The following is a 20,275-nucleotide window of genomic DNA, read 5'->3' on the forward strand; positions in this document are numbered from 1 at the left end:
TTTCAAATTTCTTCGTTTTTCAGAAGCAATTCCAAGTTCAGGCATATGCATATATTCAATATCAATATTGCTCACAGCTTTTTCTAATTGTCTTTTCGAAAATCCGTGTTTTCTACTTATTGGATTTTTACGAACATCACATAAAGTTTTGATATTGTTTTCTATGAGACAACTAAGATAATCCTCAAGGGACTTACCTTCATAGCCAATGGTAAAAAAACAAAATTCCTCATCTTTAGCAGGCTGTATGATAATATGTTTGGTGTTACACACGTTTAATTTCCTTGGTAAATGGGTGGGGGTGCTGGGAGGAGAGAGCACCCCCATAGGTTTAAGCGGCTTTTGCCAAAATCTTTTGCATCTCTTGTTCTATTTCCCCTAAAAAGATTTCGACCGCTTTATTGATCTCTTCAATGTGTTTCTCATCACGGTGGACGCGTTTGACTTTCATTCTCAAACCAGTAGATTTGCCTACAAAGTTTGGATTATAGCTCATGAAATCACACCATTTGCGTCCAGTGCATGCCATTTGGAATTGCACCTGTGCGATATATTCAGGCTTGATTTCGTCATAAATAAAAAAACGAAGATGGTTTGTTGATTGTGGACATTTGACTTCGATTAAACCGTCCTCTCCAATGAACCCATCAGGACTTGCACCAGCCATTTTCATTTTTGGGTGTGGGATAAACCCGCATCTTGTGACTTCTGCGTCATAAATGAATTCATATTCTCTTAAGGCATTCTCTTCATGTTCAATGCCCCATTGCATAGCAGGTGTTGTATAAGATTGGCTTATTTCCTCTATTAAGCGTTCTGTCATGAGTTTCGTTTTGTAGTCTTCATATTTGCTTGTAGGCAAACCTTTTGCTGTCTTACTGAGTATATTGTAAACGTTTGAAGCAGTGACTTTACCTAAGCGCGCTTGAAACCATTCTGCTGTTCTTTGTTCCATCTCACACCGCCGTTCCCTGTTCGTGTGGCGTTTCTATATCGGCATCTTGTATAGTAGAATCTGTTTCTGCCTTTTGCCTGTTTTGTTTATCTTTCAAAAGATGTAATACCGTTTGTGCTTGTCCTTCAGACATATCGTCGAGCTTTTTGACGTTGACATAAGCAAGTATTTTTTCTTCTTCTGTTTGGGTTTGTACGACAAGTCTTCTGATTTCATTGATCTGTTGTGGAAAAGCCTTTTTAATAGGTGTGTTCCCATCCGTATCGTCATCTTCACTCACGACATTAAGAAGCATACCTAACAGATATCTGCGTGCGTATGTGATTGCAGAACCAACTGATTGTATATTTGATTTGCATCCTTTAGTGTCATAAGGAAACTTTCCTTCTGTTGAGATTTTATTTCCAGACGGATGCGTCAAAGTCATTTCTATAATTATATTGTCTGAACTCTGTTCTTTGATACGAGAAAACAAAGCAAATCGGTGTTTTGCAAGAGTGTTTTTTACAGCATCAATGTACTGGTCAAGGGTTGCATATTGGCTGTTTGTATGGGTGTTTGTAGAGTTTTTTTGTATTTTTTGATATTCTATTTGCATATTCGAAAGATCACTGGCAAATCTTTCGTAGTTTTGTCGTTCTATTTCTTTTTCTCGTAAGGCAATGAGACGCTCGAGACGGTCCATATCGACGTCATTTCCTAAGGCTCTATTTAAAATGCGTTCCATAGCAGTTTGTTCGACGGCTAAATGATGTGTTTCTTCAATTTCTGTTAGGTTAGTGTTTTGTTCACTCATCTTGATTTCCTCCTATTTGAGCGCAATTCCCCCGTGGCGTGAATCACGCTTGTGTTTAAAAGTTGTTTGTGTGGTTAGAAACGGCTTATAGAGATACTATAAGATTAGTCGTTCGTATTTTTTCATCTGGTTTGTTCTCTAGTTGAGGTGAGGTCAGTATTATCAACATACCCATAAGCACCTGCATCATTGGTAATGTATATAGCATCGCAGTTACCAAAAACACGTACATCACCGTAAACTTCTATATATCCATAAAAATGTATACCCTCGTAAACTTCTGCATTACCAAAAACTTGAACATTATCAGAAATTTGTGCATCATCATAAACACGGGCGCCTTCATAAACCCATGCATTATCACCAACCCAGCAATCCCCTTCGTGACTTAAATTGCCCTCATGCTCTATAAACCCCCCTAAATCGCCTTTCTCGACGTTTCCAAAGTCTCGTAAGGCGCGAATGCGGTGGAGAGTTCTGCCATTAACTTCGATTGTTGCGTCTGTCAGTTCGTATTTCTTTTTTATCATAATAACCTCCTCTTAATGCATGCTTTGTCTTTTAAGCTCTTGAGACAGCACACCAATTCCTTTTGCTGTGACTTTTGCGCAAGGAATGACTTTTTCTATTCCATTTGCGGTTTTAAGTGTAATGGTTGGGCAATCCATAAGTTTCTTTTGGATTTTGTCTTGATAAGGAAGCAAATTTTCACCTGCTGCACGTCTATAAATCCACCCTTTTTGCTGTAAGAAGAGAATGAACTGTTTTGGTTGCATCTCGAGTATTTTAGCGGCTTCTGTAAGACCGAAGAGTCCATCATGGCGCTGTAAGCTTTCAAGAGCAGCTGCTTTTGGTTTAAGGATACTCACTTCACTTTTTAAGGTCTCTAATTGTGTGACGCTTTCTAAAAGAAGTTTCTTAACAAAGAGAGGATCTTCTAAAGCATTTGCAAGGTCTAAAGGTTTCTTTGCACGCCGTTCACATTCAATAAAATATTGACGGGCTTGTTTACCTTTTTCATTACGCTCTACCATGGCGAGCTCTTTTGCCATGTCTAATGTGAGGTGATAGTCTATAGCTGTAACAGCTCTAGATTTTGCGCTCCCCAATTTTGGGGACCGCAAATCTTGTGTTTTTATGAAATCATTTCCCTCTTCAAATTCATATTGATGAATACGGTCCTTAATCCAAGTAGAGAAATCTTTCCCAATTTCCAAAAATTCATGCAATTCACGAGCGTTGACCGTTTGAACGGTTTCGTGTTTGATTGTATTGTGCTGGATAGCAATAGGCTTTTCCATTACGAACCTCATGTTGATGGGATTGATGAATGAAAGGGGGCGCTTTTAAATGCGCCCTTCAGAATTTAAAGCACATCACAAGGACGCAAACGGTGTTGTTGTTCGTAAGTACCGTAAATCTCATCATTATATTTTTCGTCTGCGATCTCATCTAAAAGTCTATTGTAAACATCACTTTCACGTATAAAGTAATGAACCTCACTATCTTCATCGAGACGTTCAATATTTTCTTTTACATATGCCTCTGCGATCTCTTCAGAGATATCTTCACAGTTCTTTTCAGAAGGATTGATGCGAAAGATTTGGATTGCATCATCTGCCTCGTCAATAATTTTTAGAACTTGGCTTTCATCCAGTGGTCCAGACCGACCAATGTTTTGATCATCATCATAGACAACTAATAAAATTTCATTGGAATTTATAAGAATTGGCTTATCCATAATTTTTCCTCCCTAACGCCTCTTGGCGATTGTTTGTGCGTGGTTTATGGATACCAATGTAGCGATTTTAAAAACAAAGTCAACAAAAAAATGTAGCGATTTTAAAAATTTTTTAAAAGTAATAAACTAAAGGCTTGCTTGAAGAGAAGTATAAAAATATTAACTCATATTCTGGCTGGCTTAATCCAGTCGATAGGTGCACACCATTCTAATTCTACATCTACGATATCAGCATATTTTCCATTTATACTGGATAAAACCCATTTCCCTTTTTCTTTCCCTAGACGTAATACTTTGATGTAAACTTTTCCACATTTAGTTTTTATGATGGCGCGGTTGTTAATAAGATCCTCTGGTGGCAAATGATAGGAATAAAAAAGAAGGCTTCCTTCTTCAATGGCTGGAAACATAGAATCACCTACCACGCGAACAGCAACAGTTCCTTTAGGAGCAGATGGCGGGGCTTCTACTTCTTCTAGACAACCAGAATCTATTGCGATTATTTCTCCTCCGGCTCCTACAGATCCAATCAAAGGAACTAAGTGATTAGTAGGAATAGAAGCACCTGTAAGCTTTGATATTTCTAATAATTCTCGAGCAGAAATATCTCTTGTTCCTTTTAGCATTTTATTGACGGCAGCACGATCTATCGAGCGACCTAAAGAAGCGGTTAGCTGTCTTGAAAGCTCTGATTGGCTTAATCCAGCTTCAGATAAGGCATTTTGCAACCATTGTGAGATACTTATTGTCATATCTTTATTGTAGGTACGTTGTATACAATCGTCATTTTCTAATTTAGCAACATGTGGTTTCATTATTAATTTTCCTTCTTGACATTGTTTTTATAATCGCTACATAATGTGCTATGAAACAATTTTCGGAAATAATAAATCTATTAGGTGGGGTTCGTAGGGTATCTCAGTTGCTTGGGGTGCATAGAACACGCGTATATGTCTGGCTCCGTCCTATATCAAAAGGTGGAACTGGTGGGAGAATTCCAACAAAACATATCCCAATTCTTTTGAATGAAGCCAAAAGAATTGGAGCACCGATTAAGGCAGAAGACTTTTTCTCGTTTTTTTATAGGACGCAATCATGTGATTCTAAATTATCTTCACAATCTGCTTTTACTGCTGCTTCTACAGAAAAGAATGAACATCAACAGCATCATTCACACTCTTAAACAGGCAAAAATAAAGAGATCAAATAAATAGATTACGCGTCACCATGCGCACGCATAAATACGCAACAGCTTTAAGGGGGGATTATGATCACTAATTTATATTTAATGAAAGAAGGGGATGCGCATGTCTAATGGTATGCCATGGATAAGATTCCATTTGTATGACTGGATAAGTGGTACAAATGGAATGACATCTGAACAACGGGGGGTTTATATAACCCTTCTCGTTTGCATGTATGAAAAAAAAGAACCACTTAAAACAGATTTTCAAACGCTTGCACGCGTTTGTCATTGTTCGCAGAAAAAATTTGTAGCTATTGTCGAATATCTCATGAGAAATAATAAACTTGTTGAGACAGATAATGGATTGTGGAATACGCGCGTTGAAGAAGAGCTGAACGATTTTGCTGATAAAAAAGAGCACATATCGCAAGTTCGTAGTGAGGCTGGTAAAAAAGGTGCACAAGCAAAAAATAATACAAAACAACATGTTAATAATTTTGCTGAAGCAAATGACAAGCAAAACGTTTTTTTTGCTGAAGCAAACGCTAAGCAAAATCAAGCTATAAAGAATAAGAATAAGAATATATATAAAAAAACTAAAACTAACGTTTTAGCAAAAAAAGAAATTGGTTCTGAAAGTTTAGCAACAATCGATTTGGTTGACGAACCAACAGAGGTTGCTGCTGTTGAGACCACATCAGAGCAAATCACAACGGGTGTAGAAAACCAACCTCCCTTTCACGAGCAAGAGAACGTTTCCCAAAAAGCAAAACGAGCGCAAGCTAATCGCGGTTGTCGATTGCCTACGGATTTTGAACCCGATTACGATTTTGCAATCGAAGAGGGCTTGCCTCCAGAGCGCGTCAAAGTCGAAATTGCAAAGTTTCGAGATTATTGGCGTTCAAAAGCCGGAGCAAATGCAACCAAAATCGATTGGCAAGCAACATGGCGTAACTGGGTACGCAGGGCTATCGAGGGTTTAGAAAAAACGAAAAACACGAACAACAATGGTGGAAACAATGGAAACTTTTCAAAAGATCAAAGAACTCGTGGTGGTACCGGAGAGACAATCCGTAATCTTATCGGTGCAACACAGCTTAGTGACGCCTCTACAAGATACCGTGCAACAGATAGAGCAATGTGTAACTCTGGAGTTCCCATGGACCTTGAGAAATGGCATTCAATTGACAGCAACCCTAGAGAAACAAGCTTTAGAAGCCTATCAGACTGTTCAAAACTTACTTACCTTGAAAGCGTCTGTTGAAGATATTGCAGAGGCGCTTGATGTGCTTGAAGGCGGTTTGACAATGCAAAAAGTTTTGAATGTAGAAGCGCGTGCAAAGGCTTATATCGCAGCTCTTAACGGCATTTCACTCTGGTCTTTGTTGCAAGCTGTTAAAAATCTTATACGTGGAGAAGCTAAAGGCATGTCAACAACCTTTGTCCCCTCTTGTGCTGATCTTGCGCAGTATTGTCGTGATTTAGAAAGCAGGCTTTATGGTGTTGCTGAGAGAGTTTTTACAGCAGTTGAAAATACGCGTAACCTAGCCTTAGGAGGCAAGCGCATTTCATTCATGAGAATAGGCAAGCCTAGTGAAGAGTGTCATGACAGTAGCAATTCTAAAGCGGCTTAAAACAGCAAACTAGTGAAAAGTGCTGATCATTTTACGATTAGGTATGTGTTTAAATCGACAAAAAGGTACCGTACAAAGCGATTTAAAGATTTTACGATGAAAACCATATCCGCAATATAAAACGCTCTGTACGGTCAAATTTTAGGTAAATAGACCAATTGGTAAAATTATGGACTAAAAACATGAGAATATTAAAAGACCTGTTCTTAAAAAAGCGTAAACAACCCATGCAAAAAGAGTTTGTTGCAACAGCTGTTGGTTATGTTCCTTGGGGGGACGGAGCAGAGGAGTATTTTTACAACCTCTACGAATATGAAGATGGCACAAGAGAGTGTGAAAAGTTTGATGGCGGACAGTATTATACCACACCAGAAAATGCGGATTTTAGTACCAAAGCGCAAGTAAAAGCATGGGTTTACGGTGGGAATATTCCGAAAAGCGTTCTCAATTACGAACCTCTTATAGATGAGATCAATAAAGAGATCAAAAAATTATCGAAAACCGCAGGAAATAAATATGTTTACAGGTAAACAGCTAAGAGCCTTGTTTGGCATTATAACTTTTATATTTTTATGTTTTTTAGGAATTAAAAAAAATCCCTACTTTATTCAAAGTATTTTGATATTTGCATCTGTTTCTTTGGTAATAGTCACAGCGGTTTTTGCAATTTTATGCAATTCTCATATTCCTTTTGAGTTGCAGAACAATCCAAAATACAAACGCGGCAATACAACAGGTTGGAAAACATTAACACGTGATTTACAACAGTATATGCACAGACTTTTAAAGCTAATAAGTTTAGCGCTTGTCGTTTTAATTTTCCCAAATAGTTATAAGGAAACTGTTTCTTTACCTTTCATTTCTAAGTACGTGGAGTACAAGCTTTCTTTTCCATTGGATACTGTACTTTGGTACTCAGATATTGCTCTTTGGTATTCCTTTTTAGTCTGTGTATTTTTCCTTATGTTACGTACACGCAGTTTAATAAACATATCTATTTACACACTACAGTGCTCAGTTAAAAAGCTATAGTAAAATTTCCGATTTTATAAAACTGTTTAGATTAAATGGCGTTGTCTCTTCTTAACGTTCATAGATGAAATCAACAAGAGCATAAAAAACTATCGTGGGCTGCTTGATTTTAAAGAACATGACCTCTAGGTGTGAAGAAAGATGGGCTAAGTCTTTCTAAAGATGCCCTACTTGCTCTAAAGGTGAAATATGTGGGATTGGGCTGTTATGCCGAGCTTGCCACAAATCATGCTTTTGTTGCAATTTAAGCCAGAATTCCGCATCATTTAAACCCGCTTTTTCTAACCGTAAAGCTAAGTTAATACTAATCGCCGCATGGCAGTTTAAGACGCGGGATAAAGTTAAACGTGCAACGCCAAGACGATTTGCAGCTTCTGTTACTGTTAACCCTAATTCATCAAGCAATTCTTCTTTCAAAATGCCGCCAGGGTGTGGAGGATTGTACATCATAATAACACCTCAAAACTCAATGGTAATCTTGATAATCAACCAGTTCAACGTCTGTCCCAATGAAACGAAAAGTAACACGCCAATTTCCATTGACACGCATTGACCAGTAACCTTTTAAATCGCCCGTAAGCGCATGTAGACGATACGATTTAAGAGTAACTTGTTCAGGCGCGGATATTGTATCTAAAATTACTAAAATGTTTGCTAATTTTTTAGCATGCGCGGGTTGTATGCCTTTGCAGACTCCTCTTTCAAAGAATAATTTCAACCCTTTATGCTTAAAACTAACGATTGCCATATATACCCTCTTGATACTTGATACTATACACCATGCATTTATGTCAATTGATTATTTATCAAAGAGCATATTAAACATAATTTTATATGTTAAAAAACAATAATATCCTTTTGAAATAATTGTATAAATATGCAAATTATGCTAGGATTTTGTATGTATTAAAATACAAATTTAAGGTAAGAAAAAACATGCTAAATAAAGTGATGTTAATCGGGCGTTTAGGTGCTGATCCCGAAAGCAAAACAATGAATTCTGGAACAGAAGTAGTCAATTTTCGTATGGCAACTTCTGAGAGCTATACAGATAAAAATACTCATCAAAAAGTAGAGAAAACTGAATGGCATTCAGTTGTGATTTTTAATCCACATTTGGCAAAAATTGCACTTCAATATCTCAACAAAGGTTCAAAAGTTTACGTAGAAGGAAAATTACAGACACGCAAATGGCAAGATAAAAATGGGCATGACCGTTACACAACAGAGATTATTTTACCGCAATTCAAAGGCGAGTTAAAGCTCTTAGACGGAAAAAATAACGATAATCAAGAGCCATTATCTTCTTATGACAGAAGTTTCCAGCAACCTCTTGATACGCCTCATACTGTTATAAATGATGAGGTTCCTTTTTGATGTTAATGAGTCAATCCAATTCTTTGCAAATAATTATACAGAATAATATGCTTATGCAACAAGCGTTGTTAGGGAATAAGGGTAATGATGTACCTGCTACTGGTTTTGAAATAGCAATAATCATTGTATTTATGTTGACATTGGTTGTATTCGTTTGGGGGCTGGCTAATGATAAAATAAAGATAAGTGTATTAACTATAATTATAGGTCTCTCTTTATCCACGTGGTTATTTATTTTGGATAAAGAAACATGTTTAGCATCAGATGAAATTGGGCAAGATATTAGACAGACATTTGGGGGTATAAGTGAAAAAAAATAAAAAGAAAGATGCTTACATTTCACAAGTGAAAGTACGTCAAGATCCTGTTAATCAATTGGCAATTGAAATGCGTGCTAAACGCTTTGGTTTGACTATTGAAGAGGCTAAAAATCCGCTTGCTGGTACTTATGTTGGGCGGCTGTGTTTGCAAGGTGTGCTTACTCAAGACCAGTATGATGCTGCACAAAAATATCTTGAAGTGAAAAATGACTATTTGTGTGCAAAAGGTTTACCAAGCGCTGTTTATGATGAAATACCATCATCTTCTGATGACAAAGCAAGAGAAAAATGGGTTGAATTTGCAACAGGACAGTTTTCTAATATGCAAGAGGCGATAAAAGAAACACAACATCTCTATAGACAGTATAATCTTTATGCAGCAATACAATATATTGTTGTCGAAGACCGAACATTAGCACATCTTGTGAATTCATTGCGGGTCGCTCTTAACGCGCTTCATAAATATTTTGACAGAAAAACTAAATGGTAAATGTTTTATTGTTCTTTTTCCATACAATATGGAAAGTTATTGAAGGATAAGTTCTAGAGAGAGCATTTTATGTATATAACAAAATTACGTAAAGTTAGAGGGTCAGTTATGCTCTCTATACCGCCGGCATTGCTTGATGTTCTTCATCTTTCTGAAAACACGCAAGTGGGTTTGGTTGTTGACAATGGACGCTTAATTGTAAAGCCACAGGTATCGCCAAATGACACTCTTGAAGAATTGTTAGCACAATGTAACCCTTCAGATGATTTTGCGGATGATGATATGGAGTGGTTTGATGCCAAGCCTGTTGACAGAGAGCTCTTGTAATGAAGAGCGGGAAAGAGAATTGCGTTATGACGATATCTATTCGATTGCCTAGTGAACCCTATGATAAGGAGCTTGTCGTGTTAGTTTTGGCTGTTGGACATAGAAAAAATATATGTAAAGGCTAAGGAAAATCTTTTATAAAATATTTTGATTCTTAATCAAGGATTAAAAGGAGTAATACCGCGCAACTAATTAGAGCAGTTGTTAATAAAAAGAAATAAGCAGGAATTTTCAATTTAAAGCGCCAAAGTAAGTTAATGATGATGGACATTATACTAATAAATATGAATATTCCTGTTATAATGATGAATATAATGATGAAATCATCAAATGTTATGCGCCTCTGAGGTTTTTCATAATCAGAAACAGTGGAAAACGAAATGTTATATTGATTAATTCCACTATCTGATAAAATCTTGTTTGGGTGCTGTTCTACTACGTATTGCTTTTGCAAAACTTTAATTTTTTCATGTAAATTTTCATCAGTATTAGAAGACTTGTAATGAGTAAGAATCTGTTCACTGTTAGCATAATCAGAAAGAAAAAGCCCACTGATCACTATGATTAATAAGTAAATTATTTTTTTTGCTGATAAGTAATTCATTATTTCTTTTGTGGTTGGAGTTTAAGTATATATTAAAGATTAGGGAAAACGCTTAATAAATATTTTGATCGTTAGACAATTTTCCAAATAAATTTGATCAACGCTACCAGCGCTATAAGACAAATTAATATCAATGCTATAATCGCTACGATTCCTACAATTTTATCTAAATTTTCTATTATAGTAATAAAAATACCAATAAAAATTAACACTCCTAAAAATGCTATTCCTATTACAGGATAAAATACAAAAGCTGCCGACCCAGCCGCCCAAGCCGCTGTTTGGAATTGGAGGGACAAGAGCTCATAAAATGCGCTGTCAATATTTTCATCTTTTAAACTTAGCTTTTCTTCTCTTGCACATGCACTTAGTATCAAAAGATACGATACAAATGCTACAAATATTGGTACAATTAATTTATCTTGTTGTTGATTGTCTAATCCGAAGGGATTAAAAGCAAGTATCATAAGACTAATTATAGCAAAGAACGGTAAAAACAAAATTAGTGTAAATGTCTTTTTAATTCTGCATAAAGCAGCTTTTTTGAAAAATAACATTAATTCCCCCCCACTTTTTGCTAATCAATAATTTAGTGCTTCCGTATAATTGATTCGTTGAGATAATACAATTGTGAGTTATTGGGTGCTAAAGACACTAGATTTAGGTGAAAAAAATAAAAAATACACAATATCGTGATTTTTTTTGTTGACAGGATATGAAAAATAGTGTTTTATGGTGCTGCTGTACTAGTCGAATTGTGTCTAGAATTACGGTAAAGGTATAACCTTTCTTATAAGTTTATATGATTGTTCAGAACCCTGCTTTTGCGGGGTTTTTTTATTGTCTTGTTTACAAAAAGAAACACACATGAAAACCACTGAAAAACTTGCAAAAAGAACGCCCCCAAAGGCAGGTCAAGGGCGGGTAAAAGGTGTGCCAAATAAAACGACACGTATTTTGAAAGAAGCAGTGCTTAAGGCAGCAGAGCGCGCTGGTAAGAAATATGGTGATGATGGTTTGGTCTCTTATCTAGAAAAACAGGCAATCAAATGCCCCGCTGCTTATTTGGCATTGTTGGGGAAGATTTTGCCTCTTCAAGTGACAGGGGAAGATGGCGGGGCGATTAAGATGATAACGCGTGTGGAAATCGCGCCTTTAGTTCATGACAACACGACAGATTAATATTGTTCCAAAGCTTATACCGATTTTTACAGATAAGGCTTTGGTGCGTGCGGCTTGGGGTGGACGAGGGTCTGGAAAGACAAGATCATTTGCCTTGATGGCTGCTTTAAAAGGCTATCAATTTGGTAGGGAAGGAATATCAGGCACTATTCTTTGTGCACGTCAGTTTCAGAATTCTTTGGCAGAAAGTTCATTGGAGGAGATTAAACGCGCCATTGAAGCGCACGACTTTTTAAAGGACTATTACAAGGTTGGGGAGTCGTCGATTAAGTCGATTGATGGTCGTATAGCCTTTCAGTTTTCTGGTCTGGACCGGAATATAGCTAGTATCAAGTCTATGGGGCGTATTTTGCTTTGTTGGGTTGATGAGGCAGAGCCCGTTACAGAGACGGCTTGGCAGACGCTTATACCGACGTTGCGAGAAGAAGGAGAGGGATGGCGGGCAGAATTATGGGTGACATGGAACCCGTTGCGAGAGAATGCCCCCGTTGAGAAGCGGTTTCGCTTTTCAGACAATGCGGCAATTAAGCGTGTTGAGATCAACTGGTCAGACAACCCGAAGTTTCCCAAGATTTTGAATGAAGCGCGATTGGATGATCTGAGAAACCGTCCAGAGACCTATAAGCATATCTGGGAAGGGGATTATCTGAAAGCGGTTCAAGGCGCTTATTATCAAAAGGAAATGTTGGCAGCCGAGCAGGAGGGGCGGATAGGGCGCGTTGCTCGTGACCCCTTGATGCAAATACGTGCTTTTTGGGACATTGGGGGTACGGGCGCCAAGGCAGATGCAACAGCGATATGGATAGCACAGTTTGTGGGGCGAGAGATCAGAGTGCTTAATTATTACGAAGCACAGGGACAGCCGTTATCCGAACATATCGGTTGGTTACGTCAAAATGGTTATGAGAAGGCATTGATGGTTCTCCCCCATGACGGTGCGACCAGAGACCGTGTGCACAATGTGAGTTTTGAGAGTGCTTTAAATGATGCGGGCTTTGAAACACAGGTTGTTCCTAATCAAGGGGCTGGTGCGGTTAAGATGCGTATAGAGGCGGTGCGGCGTATTTTTCCTTCTGTTTGGTTTAATGAAGAGATGACGGTAGCAGGGCGCAAAGCACTGAATTGGTATCATGAGAAATGGGATGAGAAGCGCGGCATTGGTTTGGGTGCAGAGCATGATTGGTCGAGCCATGGGGCGGATGCCTTTGGTTTAATGTGCATTGTCTATGAAGCACCCAGTGTCAAACCCAAGCAAGAGCGTTATTGCACTATGGAAAGAGAAGCGGCATCATGGATGGCATTCTAGATCAAGACTTTCAAAAAACGACAATCCTTGATGAATATGAAATCTATAAGCGTTTAAAGTCTTGGTATGCAGAAGATATTGAACATGTTAATGAATGGCGTGAACAGGCGCGTGAAGATTTTGATTTTTATAATGGTCGTCAATGGGCAGAGGAAGATCTTGCGGTTTTAAAAGAGCAACGCCGTCCTGTCATGACTTTTAACCGCATTGCACCCCTTGTGAATGCTATTGTTGGAGCGGAGCGTAATAATAAGCGCGAAGTACAGTTTCAACCACGGCAAATGGGAGCAGCAATACCCAATGAATTGCTTACTGGAGCAGCAGAATGGTTTCGTGATGAGGCGGAGGCGGAATATGCCGATTCCGATGCTTTTCAGGATATGGTCATTTGCGGTATGGGCTGGACAGATACGCGGCTTGATTATGATACAGATCCCGAAGGGATACCTGCTGTTCAACGTTTAGATCCCTTAAAAATGGTTTGGGATGCCAATGCTGTAAGACCAAATCTCATTGACGCACAGCGTATGTGGTATGTTGATCGCAAATCCGTTGAGGATGCTAAAAGTCTTTTTCCTGATGTTGCTGTTGAAGATCTTAACGCCGATTGGGCTATCGATAGTACAACCGCTTCTGAGGATTCTCATGTGTCGCTTGATGCGTATCAAGATGACTCCAATGCGACTTCTCTCTCAGATCCGTATTCTGGGAAACGCTATGTTACGCTGGTTGAATGCCGTTGGTTTGAATATGAGACCACTTACAAGGCGCCTGATCTTCAAACCGGACAGATGCGCAACTATAGCAAACAGGAGTTTGAACAGCTTCAAAGGGTAATGCCACAATTACAAGGGGTGTGTTTTAATAAAAAAGTGGTGAGACGCGCTTTTCTGGGACGACGTCTTTTAGCAAAGCCCGATAAGCCATTAGCACCTGATGGGCAACTTGGGTGGGAGTGTATCACGGGCACGCTGGATAAGCTTAAAAACCAGTTTTACGGGATTGTTCGCCCCGCAAAAGATCCACAAAAATGGTCGAATAAATATTTTAGCCAAGTGATGTATATCCTTAATAGCCAGTCTAAGGGCGGCTTGATGGCAGAACGAGGCGCTTTCGATGATGATCGCCAAGCCATGGAAAGCTGGGCGCGAACGGATACGATTACTTGGGTTAAAAATGGCGCGCTTACAGGAGGGAAAATTCAACCAAAGCCAAGTGCACAATTTCCCAATGGATTTTTCCAGCTGTTTAATGAATCGCGTGAAGCGATAACGCATGTAACAGGGTTATCGGCTGAGTTTATCGGAACACGGGAGGTCAACCAAGCCAATGTGCTGGAAAATACACGCCGGCAATCAACGCTTAATTTGCTTGCGGGGCTGTTTGATAATCTCAAGCTTTATCGGTGTAGGCAGGGAAAGATTATCCTTTATCTTATCCAGAATTATCTCTCTGATGGGCGTTTGGTGCGTATTTCTGGACAAGAGAATGCGCAGTATGTTCCATTAACACGTGAAGCTGTCACAACGCTTGAATACGACATTATTGTTGATGATTCACCGACAAGCCCCAATGAAAAAGAGAAAACTTTTGCGACAATTACGCAGATGTTGCCATTGCTTGGTGGTTTCTTAACACCGGAGATGATTCCAGATCTTTTAAAGCTTTCCCCACTACCGGCAACATTGGTAGCAAATTTAACGGCAAAAGCACAGCAGGCACAACAAGAACAACAGCAACAGCAGATGATGCAACAAAGCCAAGGGGCGCAATTAACTCCAGAGCAACAAGCAAAGATTGCTGTTTTACAGCAAGAAGCGCAAGAAAAGAGCACACTCTATCAACTTGATGCGCAGCAGAAACAAGCGGCATTGCAGCAGAAAAATATCGAACTTTTCTTGAAACAAGAACAAGCGCGCATGCAGCTCGAACTTCAACAGGCAAAAAATGAGATAGCGCAGCGTGATTTAGAACGCAAAGCTTTACAGACACAGTTGGAACACTATCGAGTTTTGACAAAAAATATAATAGCACATTGAAGGGACAGAATATGGAAGAAGAGTTTACGCCTGAAGAACAAGCAATCTATGATGAACATTTTGCCAGTGATAATGCTGTTGAGTTGGTCGAGCCAGAACAAGTTGAGGAAGTTTTTGATGCAGAGGAAAGTTCTGAACAGCCAGCTGTAGAACCACTTCAAGAGCAGCCAAATTCTGATGTAATAGAATCTGATAAACTAGAGCAAGAGCGGCAAGCACGACAAAAGGCAGAACAAAGCGTCATTGAAGCGCGTGAATTGGCTATTGAACTTGCGCAAAAATATGCCGCAATGCAGGAAGAAATCACGCGCCGCCGTGAGGAAAATATTCCCTCCCTAGAAGACGACCCAAAAGCACATTTTGCATGGCTTAGTCATAAGGTACAAGAACAACAGAAATTGCTTGATGAGTTTTCTCATATGAGAGAGAGCCAAGAGCGCATGAGTCAAGAGGAATATGAACGCCAAAAGTTGGGGGATTATTTCGAGGAAGCTAAAGCGCAAGTACAAGATAAATATCCAGATTTAGACAGTATCACGGACTATCTCTATGAAAGAGCAGACAGTGTCTTACAAGCGCAAGCAAGCCTTTATCCGCAATGGAAAGATCCAGAGGCACGGCAACAACAAATTGGTGCTGAATTGCGCCAAATATGCCAGCAGTGTCAGAAAGCCGGTATAAACCCAATTGAGGTGCTGGTGCAAAAAGCAAAAGCTTTTGGCTATAGTGGAGCGCCCGTTAAGGACGAAGTAGGAGCCCTTCAAGAGCGCTCTCAAGCAGCGCGGACACTTACAGCGCGCGGCGGACAAGTTCCAACAGGCGGTATGGATGTGAGAACGCTCTTTTCCATGCCAGAAGCCGAATTTGCTGTATGGGTTGAGAAAAATCCCGAAAAATTTGAACAAATTATGAGCAGAGCGTGAGATGTGCGTGGTGACGCAACAGAGAGAACCAAGTGATTTTTATCGTTTGGTTATGCCGCAAGGCGAGTTTTAAAAACCAAGAAAGGCATTGATTGAAATGGCAGTAACACAGGTAAATCTTAATGACCCATTAGCCGTTGGCGTTTGGGCTAAGATGCTAAACACAGAAACTTCAAAAGCGTTGCCCATTGCACCGCTGATGGGAAAAGGAAAAAACAGCATTATTCAAGTATTGGATATGCTAGGAAAATCCGCTGGTGACTCTGTGACGAGCGGATTAAGAGTCCAACTTATGGGGGATGGCGTTAGCGAGGGACAAACGCTGGAAGGCAATGAAGAAGCACTCCAATTTATGAATGAAACGGTGCGTATTAACGAGCTTTCTCATGCTGTACGCGTAAAATATGAAGGCACCATTGATCAACAACGTGTTTTATTTAATTTACGAACAGAAGCAAAGGATGGGCTTGTTGATTGGTATGCAGATCGCTTAAGTTTGATGTTCTTCATTCAGGCAGCAGGTTATACAGCACCATGGATTCACTTCGAAGGACGCACCATAACCCTTAAACCCGTACATTATGGCTTTAATGCTCCATTAGAGCCAAGCAAATTGCGTATTATTCGCCCAGCTAAGAAAAAGACTGATGAAGAACTTACAAAAGACGATGTTTTTACATTAGATCTTATAGATCAGGCTGTTGAACGCGCTAAACTTGCTAATCCACGTTTGCGCCCTGTTCGTGTTGATGGAAAATCGGCATATGTGATGTATCTCCACCCAACACAGGTGACCCAATTGCGTACCAATACAAAGAGCGGGCAATGGTTAGACATTACCAAGGCAGCTTATGATGGCTCTGGAGCTAAGAACCCAATTTTTAATGGTTCTTTGGGGATGTATAACGGTGTCATTTTGCGTGAAGCTGAACATGTCCCCAATGGTATCAATTCAAAGACACAAGAGCCTGTAACATCTGTTCGCCGTGCTGTGTTGCTTGGTGCGCAAAGTGTTATCATGGCTTATGGGCGCGTTGGCAATGGAGCAACAGGAGGCGATGGGAAAGGGGGAACACGCTATAAACTTGTTGAAGAACTGTTTGATTATCAACGTGAATTTGGGGTTGCAGCTAAAACCATTATCGGCATGAAAAAATCACGCTATACCTTGCCGCATTCTGATCAAGGGGGGCAGGATTTTGGTACGATTGTTATCCCTTCTTTTGCCGAAGCAAGCTAATTATTAAAGGATGACAATTATGGCAGAAAAATCGCTAATTACACAGGAACCTGATGAAATCGTTGAAACCATTGAGACTATTGGCATGACAGATGAGGGATTGCCACCTGTTTTGCAGGGACGCAACAACTCTACGCAGCAGGTTAGTTTTTTACGGGCGCGTGTTAAATGTACAGACCAAGGGTTGATAACGAAAATTGGCGTTCTACCCCGAGGGGCTTTTATCAAAAGCATTACAGCTTATACTATGGAGGATTTTGAAGATGTAAAAGCTACATTTGGAAAAGAGCCTCATGGTAATGATTATGGAGATGTATGGCTTCGGCAATCTACCGATGGCAATGTGTACATACCCATGGAGGAACGAGATGTTCCATTAGAGGCTGAAAATACGATTTACATGACACGAGACAAGAAAAGCACCAAAGGTGATGCTGAGGTGATTGTTGAGTTTTACACTAATCGTTAAAGGCAAGGGGGCGTTTATTGCTTGCGTCCCCCTCCTATACAAGATGCCCCAATACATTTGGAAGAGGCTGATATGACAATAATAGTACAGACAGGTGGTCCGATTGGAGACAAACAGACCATTGCTCCTTGGGATAAAAATTTTATCCAGATGTTAAACGATATTCAGGATGAAATAGATGATCAAACAGATGAGTATGTTGATCAAGTGCAAAGGGCGATATTTTCGGCTATTCGCTTTTGTGAACGATTGCCTTTTTATTTCAATGAAAGCCGCGAAGTTGTTTTTACCACTCTAAAGGGCAAAAGCCGTTATGGCGCAGAGGAAAATCCAGTTATTCCGGCTGCTGTTCGCATTGTTGATGCTTACGTTTATGAAGATAATCACAGCAAAGCAAAGCTTTTGCAGGTAGATCCTCTTGTTATTGAGAATCTTGAGGATGATTGTAGCCATGGCATGCCTACACGCTATGCTTATTTTGAACAAAAGCTTGTCTTGTATCCAACACCAGAGCGCGTTTATTCTATCAGGCTTATTCTTGACCCTGTAAGAATAAAAGATATTGAGAGTGCACAAGAAGCGTCCATATGGTTTTTAGAAGCCTATGAACTGATCAAAACGCGTGCAAAATATGAAATTTATACCAATATTATTAAAGAACCACAGATGGCAGCGGCAGCTTTTGCCATGTTTCAAGAGCAACTCGATGCGCTTCAAATTGAAACATCACGGCGCAAGAATTTGTTAAAAATTCAACACACGGATTTCTGATGACCTTTATTCCTATTGCTGAGTATAGACCAGATGTTGCATTTATTAATAGTGGTTATTCTAGTGAGATCGTGAACGTTTTACCTGCACCAAATTCGTATATTCCGTTTCCCATTGTGGCGCCGGTCTCAGATCCTTTTCCGGATGTGATTTTGGGGGTCTATGCGGTGCGCTCATTGGGTGGTGTGCGCATCATTGTGGGGGCACCAACAAAACTTTATGAATATGACAACAGCACGCGCGGCTGGAAAGACATTAGCAAACCTCACACACAATATCACGCCAATGAGACTGCACTTTGGTCTTTTGCCTCCTTTGGTGATCATATCATTGCTGTTAATAGCAATGACCCACCACAAATGCTTTCGTTAAAAACGGATGAAAGGTTTTGTGATTTGAGTGGTAATCCCCCGCGTGCTGGACTTGTGCGTGTGTGGGGTGATTTTGTTTGCCTGATGCAATTAACAGATAAGCCAAACCGTGTTCAGTGGTCCGGTTTGAATGATGCGACACATTGGACGGTTGGGGAGAAAAGTTGCGATTATCAAGATTTTCCCGATGGAGAATATGTTCAAGGGTCTACGGAATCAACAAATCCACTTATTTTCATGCGCTCAGCCATTTATCATGCAACCTTTGTACCAGGCTCTAAAATTATATTCAGTTTTGCAAAAATAAAAGACAAAATAGGTGCGAAAAGCAGCACAGCAATTGCAAGCCGTGGAGACTGTACTTTCTTTGTCTCTGATGATGGTTTTTATCAAATCAACAGTGCTGGTGAAATGCTCCCTATAGGCTTTGGTAAAGTCGATAAAACCATCTTCACACTTTACAATAACTTTGCCATTGATGAGATGAGGGCATGTATTGATCCGGTCTATTCTCGTGTTTATTTTTCTATCAATGATAACACTGAAGGGATGCATATTTATGTTTATGATTGGCTTTTGCAAATATGGAGTGTCATTAAGGGGCAAAACCTTCTCTTATTTCCCCTTTTTGCAGCCGGTTATACATTAGAAGGCTTAGACGAAGTACAAGAGAGCTTGAAAGATTTACCAGCTTCTCTTGATAGTAAGATGTGGCAAAATGGTGCGCCTGTTTTGGGAGCCTTTACGCCAGACAACACATTTGGTTTTTTTGCAGGTCCTCCGATGGAAGCAGTTATTGCTTCACAAATTGTGGGGGATACGGGCAGGCAAATCAACTTGATGAGTGAGGCTTTTGTTCAAGCGGATACAACAAAAGGTTTTTTAAGTGTTGGGGCGGCTTTTATCATTGATAACAAGAACCAATTAAATTGGGCTAAAGAGCGTTATGCCGGCTATAATATTGGGATGTATAATATCCGCTCACGGGCGCGTTATCACGCTTTGCGTCTGAGAATACCAGAAGGCACGCCATGGACACATATAACAGGCTTTGATGTAACGCTGAAACCCGCGGGCATAAGATGAGTTTTAAGATCTATAATACAGAAAAATGGAGCGCTGAACAAATGGCGCCCTATTTTGAGAATGTCATAAAATCGATAGCTTATTTTAATCAAAAATTCCCTGATGATTATAATACAGAGACCATTTTAAACGATATTTTGAAGGGAGAAAAAGTTCTTTGGATTATCGTTGATGCGCATGAAAACTTTATGGCGCATGTCACAACACAGTTACAAGAACTCGTCACTGGAGCATTAAGGGCGGTTGTTGTCACGCTTGGTGGAAAGGGAGGAGCACCCTTAACAAAGCTTATCACTCAGATTGAGGCCTATTACAAGAAAAAAGGGGCAAAAGAGCTTGTCATCATAGGCAGGCGAGGGTGGGAAAAATCTCTTAAAACGCATGGATATCTCGTTAATCTTTTAGAATATAGAAAGCAGCTTTAAC

28 protein-coding genes are annotated in these 20,275 nt (G+C 39.7%); 18 read left to right on the forward strand and 10 right to left on the reverse strand.

Annotation, left to right across the window (positions count from 1 at the left end; genetic code table 11):
• The 7 genes from ACFILN_RS01305 to ACFILN_RS01335 form a co-directional block, all read right to left on the reverse strand.
• Nucleotides 1-273, reverse strand: a 273-nt coding sequence (locus ACFILN_RS01305) for a DUF488 family protein (RefSeq protein ID WP_375670693.1), incomplete at its 3' end; no start/stop codon positions are given.
• Nucleotides 274-331: 58 nt separating this feature from the next.
• A complete protein-coding gene (locus tag ACFILN_RS01310) occupies nt 332-955 on the reverse strand; it encodes a lambda exonuclease family protein (RefSeq protein ID WP_375654555.1) in 624 nt (207 codons plus the stop codon).
• 1 nt (nt 956) lies between these two features.
• Nucleotides 957-1,751 (reverse strand): ERF family protein, encoded by a 795-nt coding sequence (locus ACFILN_RS01315; RefSeq protein ID WP_375654556.1) that lies wholly within the window; start codon nt 1,749-1,751, stop codon nt 957-959.
• Between the two features lie 122 nt (nt 1,752-1,873).
• Entirely contained in the window at nt 1,874-2,281 is a 408-nt protein-coding gene (locus tag ACFILN_RS01320; RefSeq protein WP_375658149.1) for a hypothetical protein, read from the reverse strand.
• Between the two features lie 12 nt (nt 2,282-2,293).
• On the reverse strand, nt 2,294-3,052 hold the full coding sequence (locus ACFILN_RS01325) for an antA/AntB antirepressor family protein (protein ID WP_375670695.1): 759 nt from the start codon (nt 3,050-3,052) through the stop codon (nt 2,294-2,296).
• A gap of 65 nt (nt 3,053-3,117) precedes the next feature.
• Nucleotides 3,118-3,492, reverse strand: coding sequence for a hypothetical protein (locus tag ACFILN_RS01330; RefSeq protein WP_375664852.1), 375 nt, complete (start codon nt 3,490-3,492; stop codon nt 3,118-3,120).
• 164 nt (nt 3,493-3,656) lie between these two features.
• Nucleotides 3,657-4,307 (reverse strand): S24 family peptidase, encoded by a 651-nt coding sequence (locus ACFILN_RS01335; protein ID WP_004854224.1) that lies wholly within the window; start codon nt 4,305-4,307, stop codon nt 3,657-3,659.
• A 50-nt stretch (nt 4,308-4,357) separates the two neighbouring features.
• Here ACFILN_RS01335 and ACFILN_RS01340 point away from each other — a divergent pair, with 50 nt between their 5' ends.
• The 5 genes from ACFILN_RS01340 to ACFILN_RS01360 all read left to right on the forward strand — a co-directional run bounded on the left by ACFILN_RS01340 (nt 4,358) and on the right by ACFILN_RS01360 (nt 7,344).
• Entirely contained in the window at nt 4,358-4,675 is a 318-nt protein-coding gene (locus ACFILN_RS01340; protein WP_375638701.1) for a hypothetical protein, read from the forward strand.
• A 124-nt stretch (nt 4,676-4,799) separates the two neighbouring features.
• Nucleotides 4,800-5,942: a YdaU family protein gene (locus ACFILN_RS01345; RefSeq protein ID WP_375667076.1), complete on the forward strand. Its 1,143-nt coding sequence runs from the start codon at nt 4,800-4,802 to the stop codon at nt 5,940-5,942.
• On the forward strand, nt 5,926-6,312 hold the full coding sequence (locus tag ACFILN_RS01350) for a hypothetical protein (protein ID WP_375654727.1): 387 nt from the start codon (nt 5,926-5,928) through the stop codon (nt 6,310-6,312). Before ACFILN_RS01345 ends, ACFILN_RS01350 begins: the two co-directional genes overlap by 17 nt.
• A gap of 182 nt (nt 6,313-6,494) precedes the next feature.
• Complete coding sequence (locus tag ACFILN_RS01355) at nt 6,495-6,842, forward strand: hypothetical protein (RefSeq protein WP_375624113.1); 348 nt, start codon at nt 6,495-6,497, stop codon at nt 6,840-6,842.
• On the forward strand, nt 6,829-7,344 hold the full coding sequence (locus ACFILN_RS01360) for a hypothetical protein (protein WP_375670697.1): 516 nt from the start codon (nt 6,829-6,831) through the stop codon (nt 7,342-7,344). Before ACFILN_RS01355 ends, ACFILN_RS01360 begins: the two co-directional genes overlap by 14 nt.
• 156 nt (nt 7,345-7,500) lie before the next feature.
• On the opposite strand, the gene ACFILN_RS01365 is transcribed toward ACFILN_RS01360, so the two are convergent.
• Nucleotides 7,501-7,794: a HigA family addiction module antitoxin gene (locus ACFILN_RS01365; RefSeq protein ID WP_004856691.1), complete on the reverse strand. Its 294-nt coding sequence runs from the start codon at nt 7,792-7,794 to the stop codon at nt 7,501-7,503.
• Nucleotides 7,795-7,810: 16 nt separating this feature from the next.
• Nucleotides 7,811-8,092, reverse strand: coding sequence for a type II toxin-antitoxin system RelE/ParE family toxin (locus tag ACFILN_RS01370; RefSeq protein WP_252619286.1), 282 nt, complete (start codon nt 8,090-8,092; stop codon nt 7,811-7,813).
• A gap of 188 nt (nt 8,093-8,280) precedes the next feature.
• Here ACFILN_RS01370 and ssb point away from each other — a divergent pair, with 188 nt between their 5' ends.
• The 4 genes from ssb (at nt 8,281) to ACFILN_RS01390 (ending at nt 9,858) form a co-directional block, all read left to right on the forward strand.
• A complete protein-coding gene (ssb, locus tag ACFILN_RS01375) occupies nt 8,281-8,721 on the forward strand; it encodes a single-stranded DNA-binding protein (RefSeq protein ID WP_375630890.1) in 441 nt (146 codons plus the stop codon).
• Nucleotides 8,721-9,041: a hypothetical protein gene (locus tag ACFILN_RS01380; protein ID WP_375654634.1), complete on the forward strand. Its 321-nt coding sequence runs from the start codon at nt 8,721-8,723 to the stop codon at nt 9,039-9,041. Before ssb ends, ACFILN_RS01380 begins: the two co-directional genes overlap by 1 nt.
• Entirely contained in the window at nt 9,028-9,531 is a 504-nt protein-coding gene (locus tag ACFILN_RS01385) for a hypothetical protein (RefSeq protein WP_375630888.1), read from the forward strand. The genes ACFILN_RS01380 and ACFILN_RS01385 overlap by 14 nt, the downstream gene beginning before the upstream one ends.
• 69 nt (nt 9,532-9,600) lie before the next feature.
• Nucleotides 9,601-9,858, forward strand: coding sequence for an AbrB/MazE/SpoVT family DNA-binding domain-containing protein (locus ACFILN_RS01390; protein WP_375630887.1), 258 nt, complete (start codon nt 9,601-9,603; stop codon nt 9,856-9,858).
• Nucleotides 9,859-10,533: 675 nt separating this feature from the next.
• Here ACFILN_RS01390 and ACFILN_RS01395 read toward each other — a convergent pair.
• Nucleotides 10,534-11,019: a hypothetical protein gene (locus ACFILN_RS01395; RefSeq protein WP_375630886.1), complete on the reverse strand. Its 486-nt coding sequence runs from the start codon at nt 11,017-11,019 to the stop codon at nt 10,534-10,536.
• A gap of 310 nt (nt 11,020-11,329) precedes the next feature.
• On the opposite strand from ACFILN_RS01395, the gene ACFILN_RS01400 reads away from it, so the two are divergent.
• The 9 genes from ACFILN_RS01400 to ACFILN_RS01440 all read left to right on the forward strand — a co-directional run bounded on the left by ACFILN_RS01400 (nt 11,330) and on the right by ACFILN_RS01440 (nt 20,274).
• Nucleotides 11,330-11,644, forward strand: a complete 315-nt coding sequence (locus ACFILN_RS01400; protein ID WP_273724397.1) for a hypothetical protein — start codon at nt 11,330-11,332, stop codon at nt 11,642-11,644.
• The gene (locus ACFILN_RS01405) at nt 11,625-12,950 is read left to right on the forward strand and encodes a PBSX family phage terminase large subunit (RefSeq protein WP_375630885.1); all 1,326 of its coding nucleotides are present in this window, start codon (nt 11,625-11,627) and stop codon (nt 12,948-12,950) included. Before ACFILN_RS01400 ends, ACFILN_RS01405 begins: the two co-directional genes overlap by 20 nt.
• Nucleotides 12,935-14,989 (forward strand): portal protein, encoded by a 2,055-nt coding sequence (locus tag ACFILN_RS01410; RefSeq protein WP_375630884.1) that lies wholly within the window; start codon nt 12,935-12,937, stop codon nt 14,987-14,989. Before ACFILN_RS01405 ends, ACFILN_RS01410 begins: the two co-directional genes overlap by 16 nt.
• A gap of 11 nt (nt 14,990-15,000) precedes the next feature.
• A complete protein-coding gene (locus tag ACFILN_RS01415; RefSeq protein ID WP_375630883.1) occupies nt 15,001-15,912 on the forward strand; it encodes a hypothetical protein in 912 nt (303 codons plus the stop codon).
• Between the two features lie 97 nt (nt 15,913-16,009).
• A complete protein-coding gene (locus ACFILN_RS01420) occupies nt 16,010-17,152 on the forward strand; it encodes a N4-gp56 family major capsid protein (protein ID WP_375630882.1) in 1,143 nt (380 codons plus the stop codon).
• A 19-nt stretch (nt 17,153-17,171) separates the two neighbouring features.
• Complete coding sequence (locus ACFILN_RS01425; protein WP_375670700.1) at nt 17,172-17,621, forward strand: hypothetical protein; 450 nt, start codon at nt 17,172-17,174, stop codon at nt 17,619-17,621.
• Between the two features lie 72 nt (nt 17,622-17,693).
• Nucleotides 17,694-18,392, forward strand: a complete 699-nt coding sequence (locus ACFILN_RS01430) for a hypothetical protein (protein ID WP_375612494.1) — start codon at nt 17,694-17,696, stop codon at nt 18,390-18,392.
• Nucleotides 18,392-19,849, forward strand: a complete 1,458-nt coding sequence (locus ACFILN_RS01435) for a hypothetical protein (RefSeq protein WP_375627859.1) — start codon at nt 18,392-18,394, stop codon at nt 19,847-19,849. Before ACFILN_RS01430 ends, ACFILN_RS01435 begins: the two co-directional genes overlap by 1 nt.
• A 41-nt stretch (nt 19,850-19,890) precedes the next feature.
• Nucleotides 19,891-20,274, forward strand: coding sequence for a hypothetical protein (locus tag ACFILN_RS01440; protein ID WP_375610794.1), 384 nt, complete (start codon nt 19,891-19,893; stop codon nt 20,272-20,274).
• Nucleotide 20,275: the final 1 nt, after the last annotated feature.

It is taken from the genome of Bartonella sp. CL434QHHD, assembly GCF_042195145.1.
Taxonomy (GTDB): Bacteria; Pseudomonadota; Alphaproteobacteria; order Rhizobiales; family Rhizobiaceae; genus Bartonella.